Origin of the sequence: Bacillus atrophaeus, from assembly GCF_039519175.1 — a bacterium.
Lineage (GTDB): Bacteria > Bacillota > Bacilli > Bacillales > Bacillaceae > Bacillus > Bacillus atrophaeus.
Window position 1 is genome coordinate 1,008,309 of sequence record NZ_CP154443.1, and the last position, 16,895, is coordinate 1,025,203.

The window sequence follows — 16,895 nt, forward strand, 5'->3', positions numbered from 1 at the left end:
ACATCAACTCAGAAAATCACGCGAATAAAATGCTCCTTTCACTGCAAAAATGATGGTAAACCAGCTTTCCGATGATGTTTTCCGCTTTCTCATCGAACCGCGGCAGCCTCTGTTTTCTCATATCATCCAATTTGAGTCGGCCGCCCCTTTACTTGTATCCATCCAAACTTTTTTAACAGGGATAGTAAATTTCTATTATATGAATAATTTAAATTTTTCAGTATACTTAATATAGTTAACATTTTTTCTGCAAAGAGAATGGGGGATTATGATGGGAGTTCCAAAGTTGCAAACGGATTCACTACAAGGGGTGCAAAAAGAAAATCACTTTGCCAGAGCAATGAATATAAAAATCGGCATTATACCATTGCCGGTTTATGTCTTGCTATTGGTTTTAATTACTGTGTTTGTCATGACTCATAATGTGAAAAGCGACATTTTATCGTCTATCGCCATCATGAGTTTTTTCGGATTCACTTTCGCCCAAATCGGAAAATCTATCCCGATTGTCCGATCAATAGGAGGCCCGGCAATTCTCGCTACTTTTATACCGTCCGCTGTCGTCTACTATCATCTGCTTCCAAAAGATGTTATTTCTTCAACAACAGAATTTACTGAAAACTCAAACTTCCTTTATTTATTTATTGCCGGCATCGTTGTCGGAAGTATTCTGGGCATGAAAAGGGAGGTCTTAATCAAAGCTTTCGTCAAAATCTTTATTCCGCTTATTGCCGGCTCTATTGTCGCTGCCTGCGTAGGATTAGCTGTCGGAACACTGCTCGGCCTTGGATTTCAGCATACGCTGCTGTACGTCGTTATTCCGATTATGGCGGGTGGTGTCGGAGAAGGCGCTATTCCTCTATCAATCGGATATTCAGACATCATGCCGATGTCTCAAGGGGAAGCGTTTGCACTCGTCCTGCCTTCTATCATGCTCGGAAGCCTTTGCGCGATTGTCTTAGCCGGAATGTTAAATGTCATCGGTAAGAAAAAACCGGAATGGACGGGAAACGGAAAAGTAGACCGATCTGATCAACAGTCAACCAACCTTGATCAAGAGGACAAAGGCGAACAGCTTTTTAACCTTTCTCTCGTTGCGTCAGGCGGTATTCTTGCTGTTTCTTTATATCTGGTCGGAATGCTGGCTCATGACTTCTTCGGGTTTCCCGCTCCGGTCGCTATGCTGGTGTTAGCCGTTCTGATTAAACTTTTCAAACTGGTTCCGGCATCGATAGAAAATGGAGCCTTTGGCGTTTCCCGCTTTTTTTCAACGGCCGTCACCTACCCGTTATTATTCGCGATCGGCGTTTCAATGACACCGTGGGACAAGCTGGTTGCCGCCTTCAATCTCAGCAATATCATTACAATCTTATCAGTTGTCATCACGATGATGACTGTTGGGTTTTTCACCGGCAAATGGCTGAATATGTACCCAATCGAAACCGCTATTATTAATGCTTGCCATTCAGGACAAGGCGGAACCGGTGACGTAGCGATACTCAGCGCGGCCGAACGTCTTGAACTCATGCCGTTCGCCCAAGTCTCGACCCGAATCGGCGGAGCGATCACCGTGTCTCTGACCTTATTGCTGCTGCACCAATTTTATTGATTATTTCCTAGAAAATAAAGAAGCAAGTTCTTCTGCATGCAGAGGAATTTGCTTCTTTTTATGTTCGTTGCGGCTGAAACTTTTTGGCCCGCGCTTCGTATTACAGAAACCACATAAAAGGAGGTTCCTGTATGATTTATATCATCATATCCAGTTTATTAATCAGTTACATCATCTATTGCCTCGTTAATCCAAAGCCTTCAAAAACGAAAACACGTCGAGCAGACAATGGATTTTGGGACACATCCAGCGGTTATACACACCATTCCGGCTGTAACGGGGGCGGTTTTTCAAGCGATTCCGGATGTGATGGGGGCGGCGGATGTGATTAAACACCGTCTTTTACTTCACAGATTGTTCAAGAAGCGATCCAAAAGCTTCCGCTGACATTCCCGGGGAAATACGCACACGATGAAGCGAGTACAGTCCCTGATCTCTTGATGCTGCACCTGGCTCTGTCGTTACGCCCATTTGATAGCCGGTTTCTTCAGCTTTTTTCAACGTATCTTCATTATAGCGCCCCACAGGATAGCTGATGATCGACGTTTTCTGATGAAACATGTGATCAAACAACTTCTTTGAATCAGCCATCTCACTGTGCTGCTGTTCAGCAGTCAGCCCGTTCAGCTCTAAATGATGAATGGTATGGCTTTCTATGGACACGCCGTTTTCCGCCATTTCCTTCATTTGGCCTTCTGTAAGGTGATGTTTATGCCCGATGGATGTGCCGATCATAAAAATCGTAGCCCTCATTCCGTATTTCTTTAACACCGGATACGCCTTAGTGTAATTATCCGTATACCCGTCATCAAATGTAATCAGCACACATTTTTCACTCGGTTTCTTATCCTCCGTCAGCATGATATACGCTTCTTCAGGCGACAGCGTTTGATAGCCGTTGTCATGCAGCCATTTCATATGGGCTTGGAATTCCTCGCGCGGAACCCGGAGACTGTTTCCTGTTGAAATACTGTGATACATCAAAATTGGCAATTTCGCCTTTCCTTTTGTTTTCAACCAATCGGACGTATCCCTTTTCCCTTGTGGAATATCCTCTGTTTCTTTCATTGCTTCTGATGTTTTCTGTACAGCTTTTGGCACAGATTGCTCCGCATTTGCCTCTTGTTCTGAACAAGCCGCAAGAACAAACAATCCGGCAAAAAGCCACAAGCTCAAAACCAACCGCTTCATTTTCTTCCCGCTTTCTGTCTATTTCATACTCTTCTTATCGGTTTGTTTTTATAGTTTTTTTAGATTCATATCAAAAAACCAGACACGTTTTTCATGTCTGGTTTTGCAAACGCTATGATCGAATTCTGACTTCGGTCTCACCGTCAAAAAAATGCGCCTTATTCATATCAAACGCAACCGTCAGCTCATCACCGGTCTGTATATCGAGCCGGGCGTCGATACGCGCTATAAAATCTTGGTTGTCTATCTGCGAATAGATCATTATCTCTGAACCAAGCAATTCGGCAACATTGATTTTTGCTTTTATGGAAGAGTGCTTATACGATTCAACGACTATCAGTTCGTCATGAATATCTTCGGGCCGGATGCCGAAAATAATGTCTTTTCCGATGTACCCGTTCTCCCGCAAAGCTTTCATTTTCCCTTCCGGCACACTGAGAACGGCAGAACCGATATGCACAGCACCGTCAGTTAGCTTCCCTTTGAAAAAGTTCATCGCGGGAGAACCGATAAAACCGCCGACAAACACGTTTTCCGGGTTTTCATATACTTCCTTCGGGCTACCGATCTGCTGAATTTTTCCGTCCTTCATGACCACGATCCGGGTTGCCATTGTCAGTGCTTCAGTCTGGTCGTGCGTGACATAAATCGTAGTGGTTTGCAGGCGTTGGTGAAGCTTTATAATTTCTGCTCTCATTTGCACCCGCAGCTTGGCATCGAGGTTAGATAAAGGCTCATCCATCAAAAAAACTTTTGCGTCCCTGACGATCGCCCTCCCCAACGCGACCCGCTGCCGCTGGCCGCCTGATAGCGCTTTAGGCTTGCGGTGCAAATAATCCTCCAGCCCTAAGATTTTGGCTGCTTCCTCTACACGCTTTTTAATTTCCGGTTTAGGCATTTTTCGGAGCTTCAGCCCGAAAGCGATATTATCGTAAACGGTCATATGCGGATAGAGCGCGTAGTTTTGAAACACCATGGCAATATCCCGGTCCTTCGGCGCGACATCATTTACTCTTTTGTCCCCTATATAAAAATCCCCTTGTGAAATTTCCTCCAGACCGGCAACCATCCGCAATGTAGTCGATTTGCCGCAGCCGGAAGGCCCGACAAACACGATAAATTCTTTATCCTGGATATGAAGATTGAAGTCATCAACAGCCGCATCCTGTTGATCGTAATATTTATAAATGTGCTCCATCCGCAATTCAGCCATTCTTTCTTCCTCCTTTGTTGTAAACGCTTTCTTAAAATAAATTGTAACAGCGTTCTTCCATGGCTGAAATGGACATTGTTCATAAAATCCCTCGTCTATTTTTGTGCATATTTACAGTTTATTCTGACACTTCATTTTGCAGACAAATAAAATAGGCAAGCAGAGCGCCTTTATACTTTTTAATATCAATCCCCGACCGCTCAATAAATTTATCAATCCGATATTGCAGACTATTGCGGTGCAGATGCAGTTTTTTCGCTGTTAATGTCACGTTTGAGTTGTTTTCAATAAACAGCTTGATCGTTTTTCTCAGCTCAGGTTCATTTTCAAATAATAGCTCGGCTTCTTCACAAAGCAGTGATTTCAGTTGTTCCTTTTCTTCTTCTAATAATAAAAAAGGGAACATGATATCAAACGTCACACTCTGAACCTGCGGCAGCCGCTTTTCAGCAAATAGAAAATACGTTTGTTCACGGGCATAATGTTTTCGTAAGCACTCATCTGTTTCATAAAACCTTCCGGCGTAAAAACGGACACTGAAGTAGAAATCACTTTCAAGAACCCTGGCGAGCGACTCCAGTTCGTCTTTCCCGGCCGCCGCTTCACTTTCCTGTTCGACAATCACGCCTCTGTCCTCATGCATCCAGACGATCACAAAAGACACCGGCCAAAAGTGGCGCATCGCTTCCGCAAATGACGCCCGTTCTGTTTTGCCAATCAAATGAAAATGAATGAACCTTGTCCTCTTTGTGATATTCGGGGGCACTTCTCCTTTCGAGAATAGAAACGCAAACCACTTGTTTTCTTCTGGCGATTTGAACGACATGTGATCCGCCTCTTCCGCTAGCGTTAAAAATGACTGGAGCAGCAACGTCTCCTTTTGGCTGATCTCCGTTTTTGGGATCGAGATATATTTCTGACTGTTTTCATCAAAAAAACATAGGCAGTCTTCCTTTGTACAAAGCTTGTCAGACACAATCGAACCGGGATAAATAGCCAGCAGCGACTTCATATGGTCTCCTCCCCTATGTAAGGATATGTATTTTCAGTATAAGGCGAAATACACATGTTCTCCAGCTTCTTTTTCGCATGAGATGGCCCTCTTTCGTTTACTGCAACGGCAATAAAGAGGATATGCATGAATTGAGACGAAATGGATTTCGATACAGAAGCAATACCGCACATATCCGTTCTAAACAAATAGATCCCTCTGCATCTGCGCAGAGGGACCTCCTTATTTTGAAATATCCACAAACCCTTCACCAAACACATCGCGCACGTCATGAACGATCACAAACGCTTTTTTGTCACAGCTTCTGATGATTTTCTTCAGCATAGAAAGCTCCTGTTTATTAATGACGATGTACAAAATTTCTTTTGACTGGCCCGTATAGTTCCCCTTTCCTGACAAAATAGTGACGCCCCGGTCCATCAGCTTATTGACCTGCTCTGCTATTTCACCTTTATTTTCCGAAATGACAGTAATCGCTTTTTTTGTATTCAGGCCTTCAATAATGAAGTCCATCACTTTCGTTCCGATGTACAGCATCACAATCGTAAACATCATTTTTTCCGCACCAATAATAAAATAAGAGCTGAAGACAACGATTAAATCGAAAAAGAGCAGCGCGTAACTGATATTCCAATCTAAATATTTATTAGCAATTCTGGCCAGAATCGCAGAACCGGCTGTTGTGCCGCCGACCCGAATGATCATGCCGATCCCGACACCCGCAAACACTCCTGCGAAAATTGTGTTAATGATCAGCTCATCAGACGGTGTGCTCCACCCGTGTGTCAAATGCAGAAAAAGCGAGTTTGCTGCCACGGCGATAATCGTATAAACCGTAGTTTTCCCGTCGAGAAATTTATATCCGATCAATAGCAGAAAAGCGTTTAATATAAAGTTTGTCACCCCGGGAGACCATTGAAACACATAGTACAAAATCAGCGTAATCCCAGTAACGCCGCCTTCCCCAAGGTCATTGGGAATCGCGAATAAATTCACAGCAAGCGCGAAGAAAAAAGCGCCAATCACAAGCATCAGCACATCAAGCATTTTCTTTTTCATCACAAAACACTCCTCCTTCAGATAGTATCAACAAAAAAACCCAGGAGTACGCTCTCACAAAAGAGCAGAAACTCCTGGGCTTTTATCCCACCGTGTCATAACAGCCAGACTGTTATGTGTTTTCTCTCGGTCCAGACCAATTTTGCATTGCGGAACCCTAGAAAACCACTTTTTTCAGTATATATTCTTGTTCACCTTCCAGCATTATAAGGGACTTACCGCCTTCAATCAAGTGTTATTTGCAAAAGAATGACAATCACTTAAACAAATTGAGACATGTACGCTAAAAATAGAAAAAAAGTATTATTTATTAAACAAATAGATGACAAAGCCGATACTATAAAAAGTCTTCACTTTACAAGAAAAAAGATCTATAAAATGTCGAAAAAATATATAATTTTATATTTTTGTATTGACTAGGTGTAAATATATAGGCATTATAGTACATATGTTTTAAACAGTTACTTACATAGGAGGAAAAATCATGGCAGGTAAACTAGCACCTTGTAAAGCTTGCAGTCAAGAGATTGCAAAGGGAGTAAAGAAGTGTCCGAATTGCGGTAAGGATCAGCGTAACTTTTTTATGAGACATAAAATTATCACGTTTATTCTTGCAGTTGTCGTCATTATTATTATTTCAAACCTGGGCGGCGGCGGAAGCTCTGAAGCATCAACTAAAACAGGCAGCAGCAGTCAGGAAGAAAAAGAGAAAACTTATAATGTTGGCGATACAGTAAAAACAGAAAAAACTGAAGTATCCGTGACTAAAGTAGAAGAACGTGATTCAGTAGGTTCACAGTTTATTGAAAAAAAAGCAACCGATGGCGGAGTTTTAGTTGCCGTTCAATACACGATCAAAAACGTATCCAAAAAGCCGTTAAGCTCATTTTCGATCCCAACTATTAAACTAGTCGATTCAGAAGGAACAGAGTATGATTCAGATATTGACGCTACTGGAAGTTACGCTGCAGAAACAAAAGTGAATAACTCCAAAATCCTTAGTAAATTAAATCCAAATATTAAAGAGACTGGTGTCAAAGCATTTGAAATTGACAAGGACGCCTATTCAACAGGAACTTGGTCACTTAAATTCAGCAATGACGTTGTAGTTAAAATTAAATAATGACAAATAGGGTGCCAAAAAGGCACCCTATTTTTATTAAAAAAGACCTCCTCAAAAGAGAAGGCCTCCATCTTATTTAACCACCTTGTACCCATTCACATTCAAAGACTGCCATCTCCATGAATCGGCACACATTTCTTCCAATCCTCTTTTCGCTTCCCAATCTAATTCTTTCTTGGCTTTTGACGGGTCTGCAAAGCATGTCGCGATGTCTCCCGGGCGACGGTCGGCGAATCGGTACGGCACGTCTTTCCCTGACACCTTTTCAAAAGCTTTGACCATTTCAAGCACGCTGTAGCCTGTTCCCGTACCTAGGTTGTAGGCATCGGCGCCTGTGGAGTTCAATACTTTTTCAAGCGCTTTGACATGGCCTTCCGCTAGATCGACGACATGGATGTAATCCCGAACGCCCGTGCCGTCTTTGGTCGGATAGTCGTTGCCGAATACGCTTAATTGATCCAGATTGCCGACGGCTACCTGCGCCACATAAGGCATTAAGTTATTCGGGATACCGTTAGGGTCCTCCCCGATACGTCCGCTTGGATGCGCGCCAAATGGGTTAAAGTAACGCAGCAAAGCAACGCTCCATTCCGCATCAGCCTTATGCACATCACGCAAAATCTGTTCCAGCATTAACTTTGTCTGCCCGTAAGGATTCGTCGCACCCAATGGGAAATCTTCAGTAATCGGTGAGGTTTCCGGCACACCGTAAACTGTCGCTGACGAACTGAACACGATTTTCTTTACTCCGTATTTCTCCATGACTTCGCATAAAATAAAGGTTCCGGTCAAATTGTTATGATAGTATTTGAGCGGGATCGCAACAGATTCCCCGACAGCTTTTAATCCTGCAAAATGGATAACGGCTTCAATATGATTTTCTGCAAAAACAGTATCTACCGCTTCACGATCAAGCAGATCCGCTTCATAGAAAGTCAAATCTTTTCCGGTAATCTCCCGCACCCGATTCAACGCTTCCGCCGAGCTATTTGAAAGGTTGTCCAAAACAACGATATCATAGCCGCTATTCAATAATTCCACACATGTATGACTGCCGATATAGCCTGCTCCGCCTGTTACAAGTATCGCCATGATTTATAGCCTCCCTATTGGATGAATTGTAATCATTATATAGTTTTTTGAAACGGGTCACATCGCTTTTCCAAAAGTTTAATAGTTTCTTCATGGTTTCTTCATATTTCACAACCTGCCCCTATACTTTTCCACCGTAAAAACCCACGTCCATCGCATTTTGCAAAAATGCGATGCACAAGACCGGACACAGGCTGTCGTTTTTGTAATAAGGAACGGAATCGTAAAATAGCATTGCCTCATCCCGCCGTGATAAAATAAGAAAAAGGAGATGATTGGAAATGAAGAATGAAATCATTGAACGGTTCACTACATATGTAAAGGTCGACACGCAATCCAATGAAAACAATGACACATGCCCATCCACCCCCGGACAGCTGACATTGGCGAACATGCTCGTTGAGGAACTCAAGTCAATCGGCATGGAAGAGGCCGCCATCGATGAGAACGGCTACGTCATGGCAACCCTTCCGTCCAATACAGAAAAAAACGTACCGACAATCGGATTTCTGGCTCATGTTGATACCGCAACGGACTTTACCGGCAAGCATGTAAATCCGCAGATTGTTGAAGACTACGATGGAAAAGACATTGTCCTGAATGAAGAATTGCAAGTCATCCTGTCACCCGATCAATTTCCGGAGCTCCCCGGCTATAAAGGCCATACATTGATCACAACAGACGGCACAACGCTTCTCGGCGCCGACAACAAAGCCGGCATTGCCGAAATTATGACTGCCATGGATTACCTCATCAAACACCCGGAAATCAAACACGGAACCATCAGAGTGGCTTTCACGCCTGACGAAGAAATCGGCAGAGGCCCACATAAATTTGACGTCAAACGGTTCAATTCGTCCTTCGCCTACACAGTAGACGGCGGCCCGCTCGGTGAATTGGAATACGAAAGCTTTAACGCAGCAGCTGCGAAAATTACCGTGAAAGGCAACAACGTCCACCCCGGCACAGCCAAAGGAAAAATGATAAACTCCGCTAAAATTGCAATGGAGCTGAATCGGATGCTTCCGGAAGAAGAAGCGCCAGAATCAACAGAAGGCTACGAGGGCTTCTATCACCTGCTTTCTATCCAAGGTGATGTAGAAGAAACAAAACTTCATTACATCATTAGAGACTTCGACAAGGAAGGCTTCAACAATAGAAAAGCAGAGATGGAACGCATTGTCAGTGACTTGAGAAACCAATACGGAAAAGATCGAATCATTCTCGACATGAACGACCAATACTACAACATGAGGGAAAAAATCGAACCTGTCAAAGAAATCGTTGACACCGCCCGGCAAGCGATGGAAAACTTGGGCATCGAGCCGAAAATCTCCCCGATCCGAGGCGGAACAGACGGGTCTCAGCTTTCCTACATGGGCCTCCCGACACCTAATATCTTCACAGGCGGAGAAAATTTCCACGGGAAATTCGAATATATTTCTGCTGAAAACATGGTGAAGGCTGTGAATGTCATTGTGGAAATTGTAAAGCTGTTTGAAGAACAAGCATAAGTCAGTATCGAAAAACCAAAGCGATTTGTTCGTTTTGGTTTTTTATTGCAAAAAAATGAAACTTGTATCGGTGTCCTCCCGTAAATAAAGTATCAACAATATAAGAGGAGTGAAGGACGATGACAAGAGGCACTGTCGCAAAAGACCTTAAGAAAAAAATGATAATAGCCAAAACATTTAAGATGAAAACAAAAGGAAACCCATTTAAAAAAATCAGGAGACTGTTTAAACGATTATTCTAAAGTCTTATTATCGAAAAAAGTTCTTAGCCTTATCGAATCCCTCCTATTCCCGCTGAACTATACCACTTTGTAAGCAAGCATCATTACATATATCTACATTTTAAACGGAGGAAATCATATGTTTGACGCTGTTATTTTACCTTTTAAAGAGAGAATTGGCTGCAGAAGCAGTTTCTATTTCTTCAACTGATGAGGCGAAAACAGAATTCAAAAAAATAATGGACGATCATGGCAGGTTTTATCTTATTGACGTTGGGTTATTCACGCAATTTGCTTTTCGCGGCTTTGAATTTGCTCCTAGGAATTCAAGCTCTCTTTTAATCTTTTAAATAAAACAGAAAAGTTTTTTTTAAAGGCTTAAAGTTTGTATGGTTACAGTGATTAGTTTTCTGCTCATTTTTTTAATGCAATAAATCATAAGATAAACAGATTTTGCAACGCGGTGCATCTCCAAATCCTGCGAAACAACATTCAATGTCAAAAACCTCAGCGATATATGTATAACGGCCTGAAACTTGGAAACAATGCGGATGTTCTCCAAATCGGGTTTTTTTGCATACCGGCCTAGAAATTGGGGTATAAACCAATCAAGCGTGTCCCATCGGTCCCCAATCAAAAATGGTTAATTTGAATTATTTAAAAACAGGGTAAAAGTCATGTAAACTTATTTATTTTCCAGTCGATAGAATCTATATAGACAATATGACACAAGACTTTCAACTCAACCCCTAGGAAATGTCAGTATTTTATTTCCAAATTGTTTTTCACGCAATTATTTTTTTCGAAAAGTTATAATTTTTTGAATACTTTTCACTCTTTTATTCGTACAATAAGTAACACCAAAACTTTTTTGGGAGGTATGTAACATGATTCTATCTATTATCATTGCGTTATGCGGTTATCTGCTTTATTCATTCAGCAAGGACAATCGACGCAAAACACAAAAGACAAGTCCTCTGGCCACAGCACCTGCTCCTGTATCTGCTTCTGCGCCTAACAATTTAATCGACTTGGACGCCATCCGTCAAAAACGGCAGCTTCCGCTTTCATAAAACATATATTCAAGGCTGCGGGGAACATTTCTGCAGCCTTGATCTTTTTTTATATCGTTCTCCCTTGGCTCCGCCCCCTTGCTTTTTTCTCCTTCTTAAATGAAACTTTTCACCGCCAGCTTCCGTAAAGATACAAGATCATCAAAAAGGAGACTTCTTATAGTGGACTTATATATGAAAGAACGGATTTTTTCATTTAAGGATCAATTTAAGGTATATGACCAAAACGAGAACGAGGTGTACCGGGTCGAAGGGAGTTTCTTTTCATTTGGAGATCAGTTACAGATTACAGATATGGACGGAAATCCGATCGCTGAAATTGATCAAAAACTTATGTCTTTTCTGCCCCGGTATGAGATTTCAATAAACGGTGAAACGGTTTGCGAGGTGACGAAAAAATTAACATTTTTCAAGCCGAAGTTTGAGATATCAAAGCTCGATTGGACCATTGACGGTGATTTGTGGAATCAGGACTTTCAAGTGACGGACGGTAAAGATAGTCGGATGTCAGTCAGTAAAAAGTGGCTAAGCTGGGGTGATTCCTACCATTTGCAGATTCCGAATGAAGAGGATCACGTGCTTTGTCTCGCAATCGCAATTGTGCTGGATATGGTGTTATTTGAAGATGAAAATTAAGAAATTCCCCAAAAAATATTGACAATTTAATAAAAAATAATAATATTAAGATTATTGAAAACAATTTCATATAACGATTTTCCTTATCAAGAGAGGTGGAGGGACTGGCCCGATGATACCCGGCAACCGCTGTTTAACAGAATGGTGCTAAATCCTGTAGATAAGGTTGAGATTGTGAACTCAAGCTCTTCCTTACTAAAGGGAGAGCTTTTTACTTTAAAACGGAAAGAAGGAATAATCTATGTCACAGCAAGCAGCTTCAACAGAACAACATCAATCTCTTCAGCGGAAAAAGCCGCCATTTCGCGCGGATCAAGTCGGAAGCCTTTTGCGTTCAGAGCCAGTGAAGAAAGCGCGTCTCCAGAAGGCAGCCGGTGATATTACCGCAGAACAGCTTCGCCAAATTGAAAACGATGAAATTATCCGAATCGTTAAAAAACAAAAAGAAACCGGGATGAAGGTCGTGACGGATGGTGAATTCCGCCGTGCGTGGTGGCATTTCGATTTTCTTGAGAACTTGGACGGCGTAGAAGGCTTTAAGCCGGAAAGCGGCATCCAATTCCACAATGTCAAAACAAAGCCCCGCGGGATCAAAGTGACCGGAGATATAGACTTTACGAACCATCCGATGCTGGAAGATTATAAATTTCTGCATAGTATCGCCGGCGACGCGACACCGAAAATGACAATTCCAAGTCCGAATATGCTGTTTTTTAGAGGGAAAGTGGAAAAAGATTCATATCAAAATGATTACGAAGCGTTCCAGCATGATTTGTCGCTCGCCTATAAAAAAGCGATTCAAGCTTTTTACGATGCAGGCTGCCGTTATCTTCAGCTTGATGACACGGCGTGGGCGGTCTTCTTATCGGAACAAGGGAAAAAGCAAATTGAGGCATTCGGCAAAACACCTGACGAGCTGCGACAGTTGTTTGCAAAATCAATTAATGATGCAGTTGCCGACCGTCCGGATGATTTGACTGTCACCATGCACATTTGCCGCGGCAACTTCCAATCAACTTGGACGGCTGAAGGCGGTTATGACGCAGCGGCAGAAACGATTTTTGACGGTTTAAATCTTGACGGGCTTTTCTTAGAATATGATGATTCCCGCTCTGGCGGCTTTGAACCGCTCCGTTATGTAAAGCGTCCTGACCTTCAGCTTGTCTTAGGCTTGGTGACTTCGAAATATGGAGAATTGGAAAACCCGGATGTTATCAAACGCCGGATTGAAGAAGCGTCACGCTATGTTGGTTTAAATCAGCTCTCACTCAGCCCGCAGTGCGGTTTTGCCTCCACAGAAGAAGGAAACCTGCTGACGGAAGAGCAGCAATGGGCTAAATTGCGCCATGTTGTGGAGATTGCAAAGGATGTTTGGAAGTAATATAAAGTGAAAAAGACACACATCAATTGTGTGTCTTTTTTAGTGGGTATCAAACTAATCAATCTGATATGCTTTGCATTTCTCGTACAGACTTGTTTTCCCAATCCGCAACAGCTTTGCAGCCTCCGCTTTATTTCCGCAGCTTATCACAAGCGCTTCTGTTATCGCCTTCTTTTCCGCCTCTGCGATTGCCTCCTTTAAAGGTTTGACCGCTTGATTTTTGCCTGTTTTCAATGGACGGCGCTGCCTTTCTTCTCCATCCGGTTTGCGTGGCAGATTCAGGTGTTCCGGACCAATCAGCCTCCCATCCAGTACGTTGACCGCCCGTTCCAGCACATTTTCCAATTCTCTTATATTCCCCGGCCAGGAATAGCACTGCAATTCTTCTATAGCTCCGTCGGAAAGCTCTAGTCCATAACGGTCAAACTTCCGCTCCAGTTTCTTGACTAACAGTCTGGCGATCGGAACGATATCCTCTAACCGTTCTTTTAAAGAGGGAATCTGGATGTTAATCACATTCAGCCGGTAATATAGATCCTGACGAAACTTCCCTTCTTGCACCATTTGCTCCAGATCGCGATGTGTCGCCGCAATTACGCGCACATCGATCGGTATCGGACTTCTGCCGCCGATTCGTTCAATTTCCTTCTCCTGCAGGACACGCAGCAGCTTGCTTTGCATTTGTAACGGCAGATCCCCGATTTCATCAAGAAAAATGCTTCCTTGATGAGCCAGTTCAAACTTTCCTTTTTTCCCGCCTTTTTTCGCTCCCGTAAATGAGCCTTCTTCATAGCCGAAAATTTCGGATTCAAATAAGTGTTCAGGGATAGAAGCACAGTTTACTCGCAGGAAGGGAGCGTACCGGCGACGGCTGTTTTGGTGAATGGCGTGGGCAAACAGCTCTTTTCCGGTCCCGGATTCACCCAAAAGCAAGACGGCTGACTGGCTGTCAGAAACCCGCTCCGCAAGCGTTTTTGCTTCCATAAAGGGACGGCTGTTCCCGATTAAATCACCAAAATGATATTTGCTGTACAGCTCTTTTTCATATTTGTTTTTATAATATTTGAGCTCCTCCAAAAGAGGCTTGATTTTCTTGGAGTAGTCCATCCATTCTTGAGGATTGCGGAACATGACTGTACCAACCGCTCCAACAAGCTGCTGATTCACATACAGCGGGTATCTGTTCGCAATCATTTCGCTTCCGTTAATCGGATGAATGGCCGCTACCTCTGTCTGCCCCGTTTTCGCCACAATGTGCATTCTTGAATTTTCAATGATATCCTGAACAGGTTTTCCGAGTGCTTCTTGCTCTCTTGTTTTCAGAAATTCGCAGTACGCCGCATTGATGTAGAGGATTTTCCCCTCATGATCCACCACAACGATACATTCCGCTGCAAGATTGATGATTTCATCGAGCCATTCATAAGGCAATGTTTTAATAGTATGTTTCATCGCACCCCGTCCCTTTTATATCAAAGAACTGTATTTCTTTCCGCCGCCTTGCCGGAAAAAGGAAATGTAAGCACTTTCATATATTGTTATCATAAACGAGGCCTTTCCATGAAATCAAGAGAAGCTTATGTTTATTGAGCGGTATAACCGCCATCAAGCACAACGGCCTGGCCGGTGACTCCTTTCGCTTTGTCGCTGGCCAAAAATACCGCATAATCAGCAATTTCCTTAACTGAAAGAAGACGTTTTTGCGGCACTAGCGGGAAAATGACATCCTCCAGTACGCGTTCATACGGAACATTCCTTGTTTCTGAAAGGTCCTTCAGCTGGCTGCGGACAAGCTGGGTGTCCACATATCCCGGACAAAGCGCATTGACCGTGATTCCGTCAGACGCACCTTCAAGGGCCCCCACCTTCGTTAAGCCGATTACGCCATGCTTCGCGCTGTTGTAGGCCGCCTTGCCGGAAAAACCGATTAATCCGTTAACGGATGCCATATTAAGGATTCTTCCGAATTGCTGTTTCTTCATAATGGGAAAAGCATGCTTCATTGCGATAAAAGGCGCGGTCAGCATGACACGAATGAGCCCTTCAAAACGGTCTGTGGGAAATTCCTCAATGGGGGCGACGTGCTGAATGCCCGCATTATTAACCAGAATATCCAGACGCCCGAATTGTTTCTCAATCGTTTGCAGTGTATCAGCTATTTGCTCTTCATTTGTCACATCGCATGCCATGCTTACCGCTTCAAAGCCTTCCTCTTTCAGCTTCGCAGCCGCTTCTTCTCCCGTCTGTTCATTTACATCAGATATGATGACGGCGGCTCCTTCGCGGGCGAATTCCTTCGCTATTTCAAATCCGATTCCTCCGGCGGCTCCTGTCACAAGAGCCACTTTTTCAGTAAGTAATGACTTCATCACGCGCCTCCTTATTCTTGTCGGACTCCATTCTTGAACGACTGGCTGACGGTAAATTCAGCTTCCGTTTTTTCATAAACCTCCTCCATAGACACGCCTTCCTGCAGTTCGGCCAGTGTCATTTGTCCATCGTGAAAATCGAATACTGCCAAATCTGTGATCAGCCGATGGACAACTTGTTTGCCCGTCAGCGGCAGCGTACATTCCTTTTTGACTTTAGATTCTCCATATTTATTGACGTGCTCCATGATGACAACAATCCGTTTTGCTCCGTTGACCAAATCCATGGCGCCGCCCATTCCTTTGATCATTTTCCCGGGAATCATCCAGTTCGCCAAATCCCCTTGTTCGGATACCTCCATCCCGCCGAGGATCGCTAAATCAATATGACCGCCTCGAATCATGGCAAAGGATTCGGCGCTGTCAAAATACGATGCCCCCTTCACCTCAGTAATGGTTTCTTTCCCCGCATTGATCAGATCCGGGTCCTCCGTTCCTTCCAGCGGGTAAGGCCCGATCCCAAGCAAGCCATTTTCCGACTGAAGCAAAACGTTATAATCACTCGGTATCTCATTGGCTACAAGCGTCGGCATCCCTATCCCCAGATTCACATTCATTCCGTCCTTAATCTCCATTACAGCCCGTTTTATCATTCGTTTTCTGGCATCTCTCATTCTATCAGCCTCCTTTATCATGCTTGTTGTTGAACGGTGCGGCGCTCAATCCGCTTTTCATCAGTCGTGCCGAGCAGCACATGCTGCACAAAGATACCTGGTGTATGAATATGATCCGGATCAATCTCTCCGACATCAACGATTTCTTCTGCTTCCGCAATCGTTACCTTGCCTGCCATTGCAGCGAGCGGATTGAAGTTTCTCGCCGTCTTTCTGAACACAAGGTTGCCCAGCGGATCGGCTTTCCACGCTTTTACAATGGCGGCGTCCCCTGTGATCCCTTTCTCCAATAGATAGGTTCGTCCGTCAAATGTTTTATGTTCCTTTCCCTCGGCGACCGTTGTTCCGACTCCCGCAGCAGTATAAAATCCCGGGATGCCCGCGCCGCCCGCCCGAATTCTTTCGGCCAGCGTTCCTTGGGGAACCAATTCGACTTCCAGCTCTCCGCTTAAAAATTGCCGTTCAAAGATTTTGTTTTCTCCCACATAGGATGCGACCATTTTTTTGATCTGCTGATTCGCAAGCAGCAGGCCTAATCCCCAGTCATCGACGCCGCAGTTATTGCTGACAACGGTTAAGTCTTTTACCCCGCTGTCCCTGATCGCAAGAATTAATTGCTCTGGGATTCCGCACAGGCCGAAACCTCCTGCGATGAGAGTGTCTCCATCCTTGATCAAATCGGCAGCTTCCTTATACGACTCCATTACTTTTCCCTTCCCCATACTCAC

17 protein-coding genes, 1 pseudogene and 2 riboswitches are annotated in these 16,895 nt (G+C 43.7%); of the genes and pseudogenes, 9 read left to right on the forward strand and 9 right to left on the reverse strand.

What is annotated here, in order from left to right:
• The first annotated feature begins 268 nt into the window (after nucleotides 1-268).
• Both AAHT65_RS05225 and AAHT65_RS05230 read left to right on the forward strand, forming a co-directional pair.
• A complete protein-coding gene (locus tag AAHT65_RS05225; RefSeq protein WP_425524845.1) occupies nucleotides 269-1,609 on the forward strand; it encodes a 2-hydroxycarboxylate transporter family protein in 1,341 nt (446 codons plus the stop codon).
• Between the two features lie 131 nt (nucleotides 1,610-1,740).
• Nucleotides 1,741-1,941, forward strand: a complete 201-nt coding sequence (locus AAHT65_RS05230) for a hypothetical protein (RefSeq protein ID WP_343311085.1) — start codon at nucleotides 1,741-1,743, stop codon at nucleotides 1,939-1,941.
• A gap of 10 nt (nucleotides 1,942-1,951) precedes the next feature.
• Here AAHT65_RS05230 and AAHT65_RS05235 read toward each other — a convergent pair whose 3' ends face one another.
• The 4 genes from AAHT65_RS05235 to AAHT65_RS05250 all read right to left on the reverse strand — a co-directional run bounded on the left by AAHT65_RS05235 (nucleotide 1,952) and on the right by AAHT65_RS05250 (nucleotide 6,084).
• A complete protein-coding gene (locus AAHT65_RS05235; RefSeq protein WP_151290043.1) occupies nucleotides 1,952-2,800 on the reverse strand; it encodes a polysaccharide deacetylase family protein in 849 nt (282 codons plus the stop codon).
• 112 nt (nucleotides 2,801-2,912) lie between these two features.
• Entirely contained in the window at nucleotides 2,913-4,013 is a 1,101-nt protein-coding gene (locus tag AAHT65_RS05240; protein ID WP_010790359.1) for an ABC transporter ATP-binding protein, read from the reverse strand.
• A gap of 118 nt (nucleotides 4,014-4,131) precedes the next feature.
• Nucleotides 4,132-5,025: a PucR family transcriptional regulator gene (locus AAHT65_RS05245; RefSeq protein WP_343311086.1), complete on the reverse strand. Its 894-nt coding sequence runs from the start codon at nucleotides 5,023-5,025 to the stop codon at nucleotides 4,132-4,134.
• Between the two features lie 222 nt (nucleotides 5,026-5,247).
• On the reverse strand, nucleotides 5,248-6,084 hold the full coding sequence (locus tag AAHT65_RS05250) for a YitT family protein (RefSeq protein ID WP_003326319.1): 837 nt from the start codon (nucleotides 6,082-6,084) through the stop codon (nucleotides 5,248-5,250).
• A gap of 69 nt (nucleotides 6,085-6,153) precedes the next feature.
• A riboswitch (guanidine-I (ykkC/yxkD leader) is annotated at nucleotides 6,154-6,256 on the reverse strand.
• Nucleotides 6,257-6,667: 411 nt separating this feature from the next.
• On the opposite strand from AAHT65_RS05250, the gene AAHT65_RS05255 reads away from it, so the two are divergent.
• Nucleotides 6,668-7,207: a DUF4352 domain-containing protein gene (locus AAHT65_RS05255; protein ID WP_343311505.1), complete on the forward strand. Its 540-nt coding sequence runs from the start codon at nucleotides 6,668-6,670 to the stop codon at nucleotides 7,205-7,207.
• Nucleotides 7,208-7,279: 72 nt separating this feature from the next.
• Here AAHT65_RS05255 and galE read toward each other — a convergent pair whose 3' ends face one another.
• Complete coding sequence (gene galE, locus AAHT65_RS05260; RefSeq protein WP_094233003.1) at nucleotides 7,280-8,299, reverse strand: UDP-glucose 4-epimerase GalE; 1,020 nt, start codon at nucleotides 8,297-8,299, stop codon at nucleotides 7,280-7,282.
• A gap of 130 nt (nucleotides 8,300-8,429) precedes the next feature.
• Between galE and AAHT65_RS05265 the strand changes: the two are divergent.
• The 6 genes and pseudogenes from AAHT65_RS05265 to AAHT65_RS05290 form a co-directional block, all read left to right on the forward strand.
• Nucleotides 8,430-8,531: pseudogene (locus tag AAHT65_RS05265) on the forward strand (DNA-binding response regulator); the annotation flags it as partial.
• Between the two features lie 49 nt (nucleotides 8,532-8,580).
• Nucleotides 8,581-9,813, forward strand: coding sequence for a peptidase T (gene pepT / locus AAHT65_RS05270; RefSeq protein WP_061669003.1), 1,233 nt, complete (start codon nucleotides 8,581-8,583; stop codon nucleotides 9,811-9,813).
• A 364-nt stretch (nucleotides 9,814-10,177) separates the two neighbouring features.
• On the forward strand, nucleotides 10,178-10,384 hold the full coding sequence (locus tag AAHT65_RS05275) for a hypothetical protein (RefSeq protein ID WP_343311087.1): 207 nt from the start codon (nucleotides 10,178-10,180) through the stop codon (nucleotides 10,382-10,384).
• Nucleotides 10,385-10,921: 537 nt separating this feature from the next.
• Complete coding sequence (locus tag AAHT65_RS05280) at nucleotides 10,922-11,107, forward strand: hypothetical protein (RefSeq protein WP_003326309.1); 186 nt, start codon at nucleotides 10,922-10,924, stop codon at nucleotides 11,105-11,107.
• Nucleotides 11,108-11,266: 159 nt separating this feature from the next.
• A complete protein-coding gene (locus AAHT65_RS05285; protein ID WP_208618331.1) occupies nucleotides 11,267-11,743 on the forward strand; it encodes an LURP-one-related/scramblase family protein in 477 nt (158 codons plus the stop codon).
• Nucleotides 11,744-11,823: 80 nt separating this feature from the next.
• Nucleotides 11,824-11,910, forward strand: a riboswitch (SAM riboswitch).
• 74 nt (nucleotides 11,911-11,984) lie between these two features.
• Nucleotides 11,985-13,124: a 5-methyltetrahydropteroyltriglutamate--homocysteine S-methyltransferase gene (locus AAHT65_RS05290; protein ID WP_343311088.1), complete on the forward strand. Its 1,140-nt coding sequence runs from the start codon at nucleotides 11,985-11,987 to the stop codon at nucleotides 13,122-13,124.
• A gap of 54 nt (nucleotides 13,125-13,178) precedes the next feature.
• Here AAHT65_RS05290 and AAHT65_RS05295 read toward each other — a convergent pair whose 3' ends face one another.
• The 4 genes from AAHT65_RS05295 to AAHT65_RS05310 form a co-directional block, all read right to left on the reverse strand.
• The gene (locus AAHT65_RS05295; RefSeq protein WP_063638243.1) at nucleotides 13,179-14,576 is read right to left on the reverse strand and encodes a sigma-54 interaction domain-containing protein; all 1,398 of its coding nucleotides are present in this window, start codon (nucleotides 14,574-14,576) and stop codon (nucleotides 13,179-13,181) included.
• A gap of 131 nt (nucleotides 14,577-14,707) precedes the next feature.
• Nucleotides 14,708-15,493, reverse strand: coding sequence for a 3-hydroxybutyrate dehydrogenase (locus AAHT65_RS05300; RefSeq protein ID WP_094233007.1), 786 nt, complete (start codon nucleotides 15,491-15,493; stop codon nucleotides 14,708-14,710).
• 11 nt (nucleotides 15,494-15,504) lie between these two features.
• A complete protein-coding gene (locus AAHT65_RS05305; protein ID WP_010790371.1) occupies nucleotides 15,505-16,167 on the reverse strand; it encodes a 3-oxoacid CoA-transferase subunit B in 663 nt (220 codons plus the stop codon).
• 17 nt (nucleotides 16,168-16,184) lie between these two features.
• A complete protein-coding gene (locus AAHT65_RS05310) occupies nucleotides 16,185-16,889 on the reverse strand; it encodes a CoA transferase subunit A (protein ID WP_315916154.1) in 705 nt (234 codons plus the stop codon).
• Between the last annotated feature and the right edge of the window lie 6 nt (nucleotides 16,890-16,895).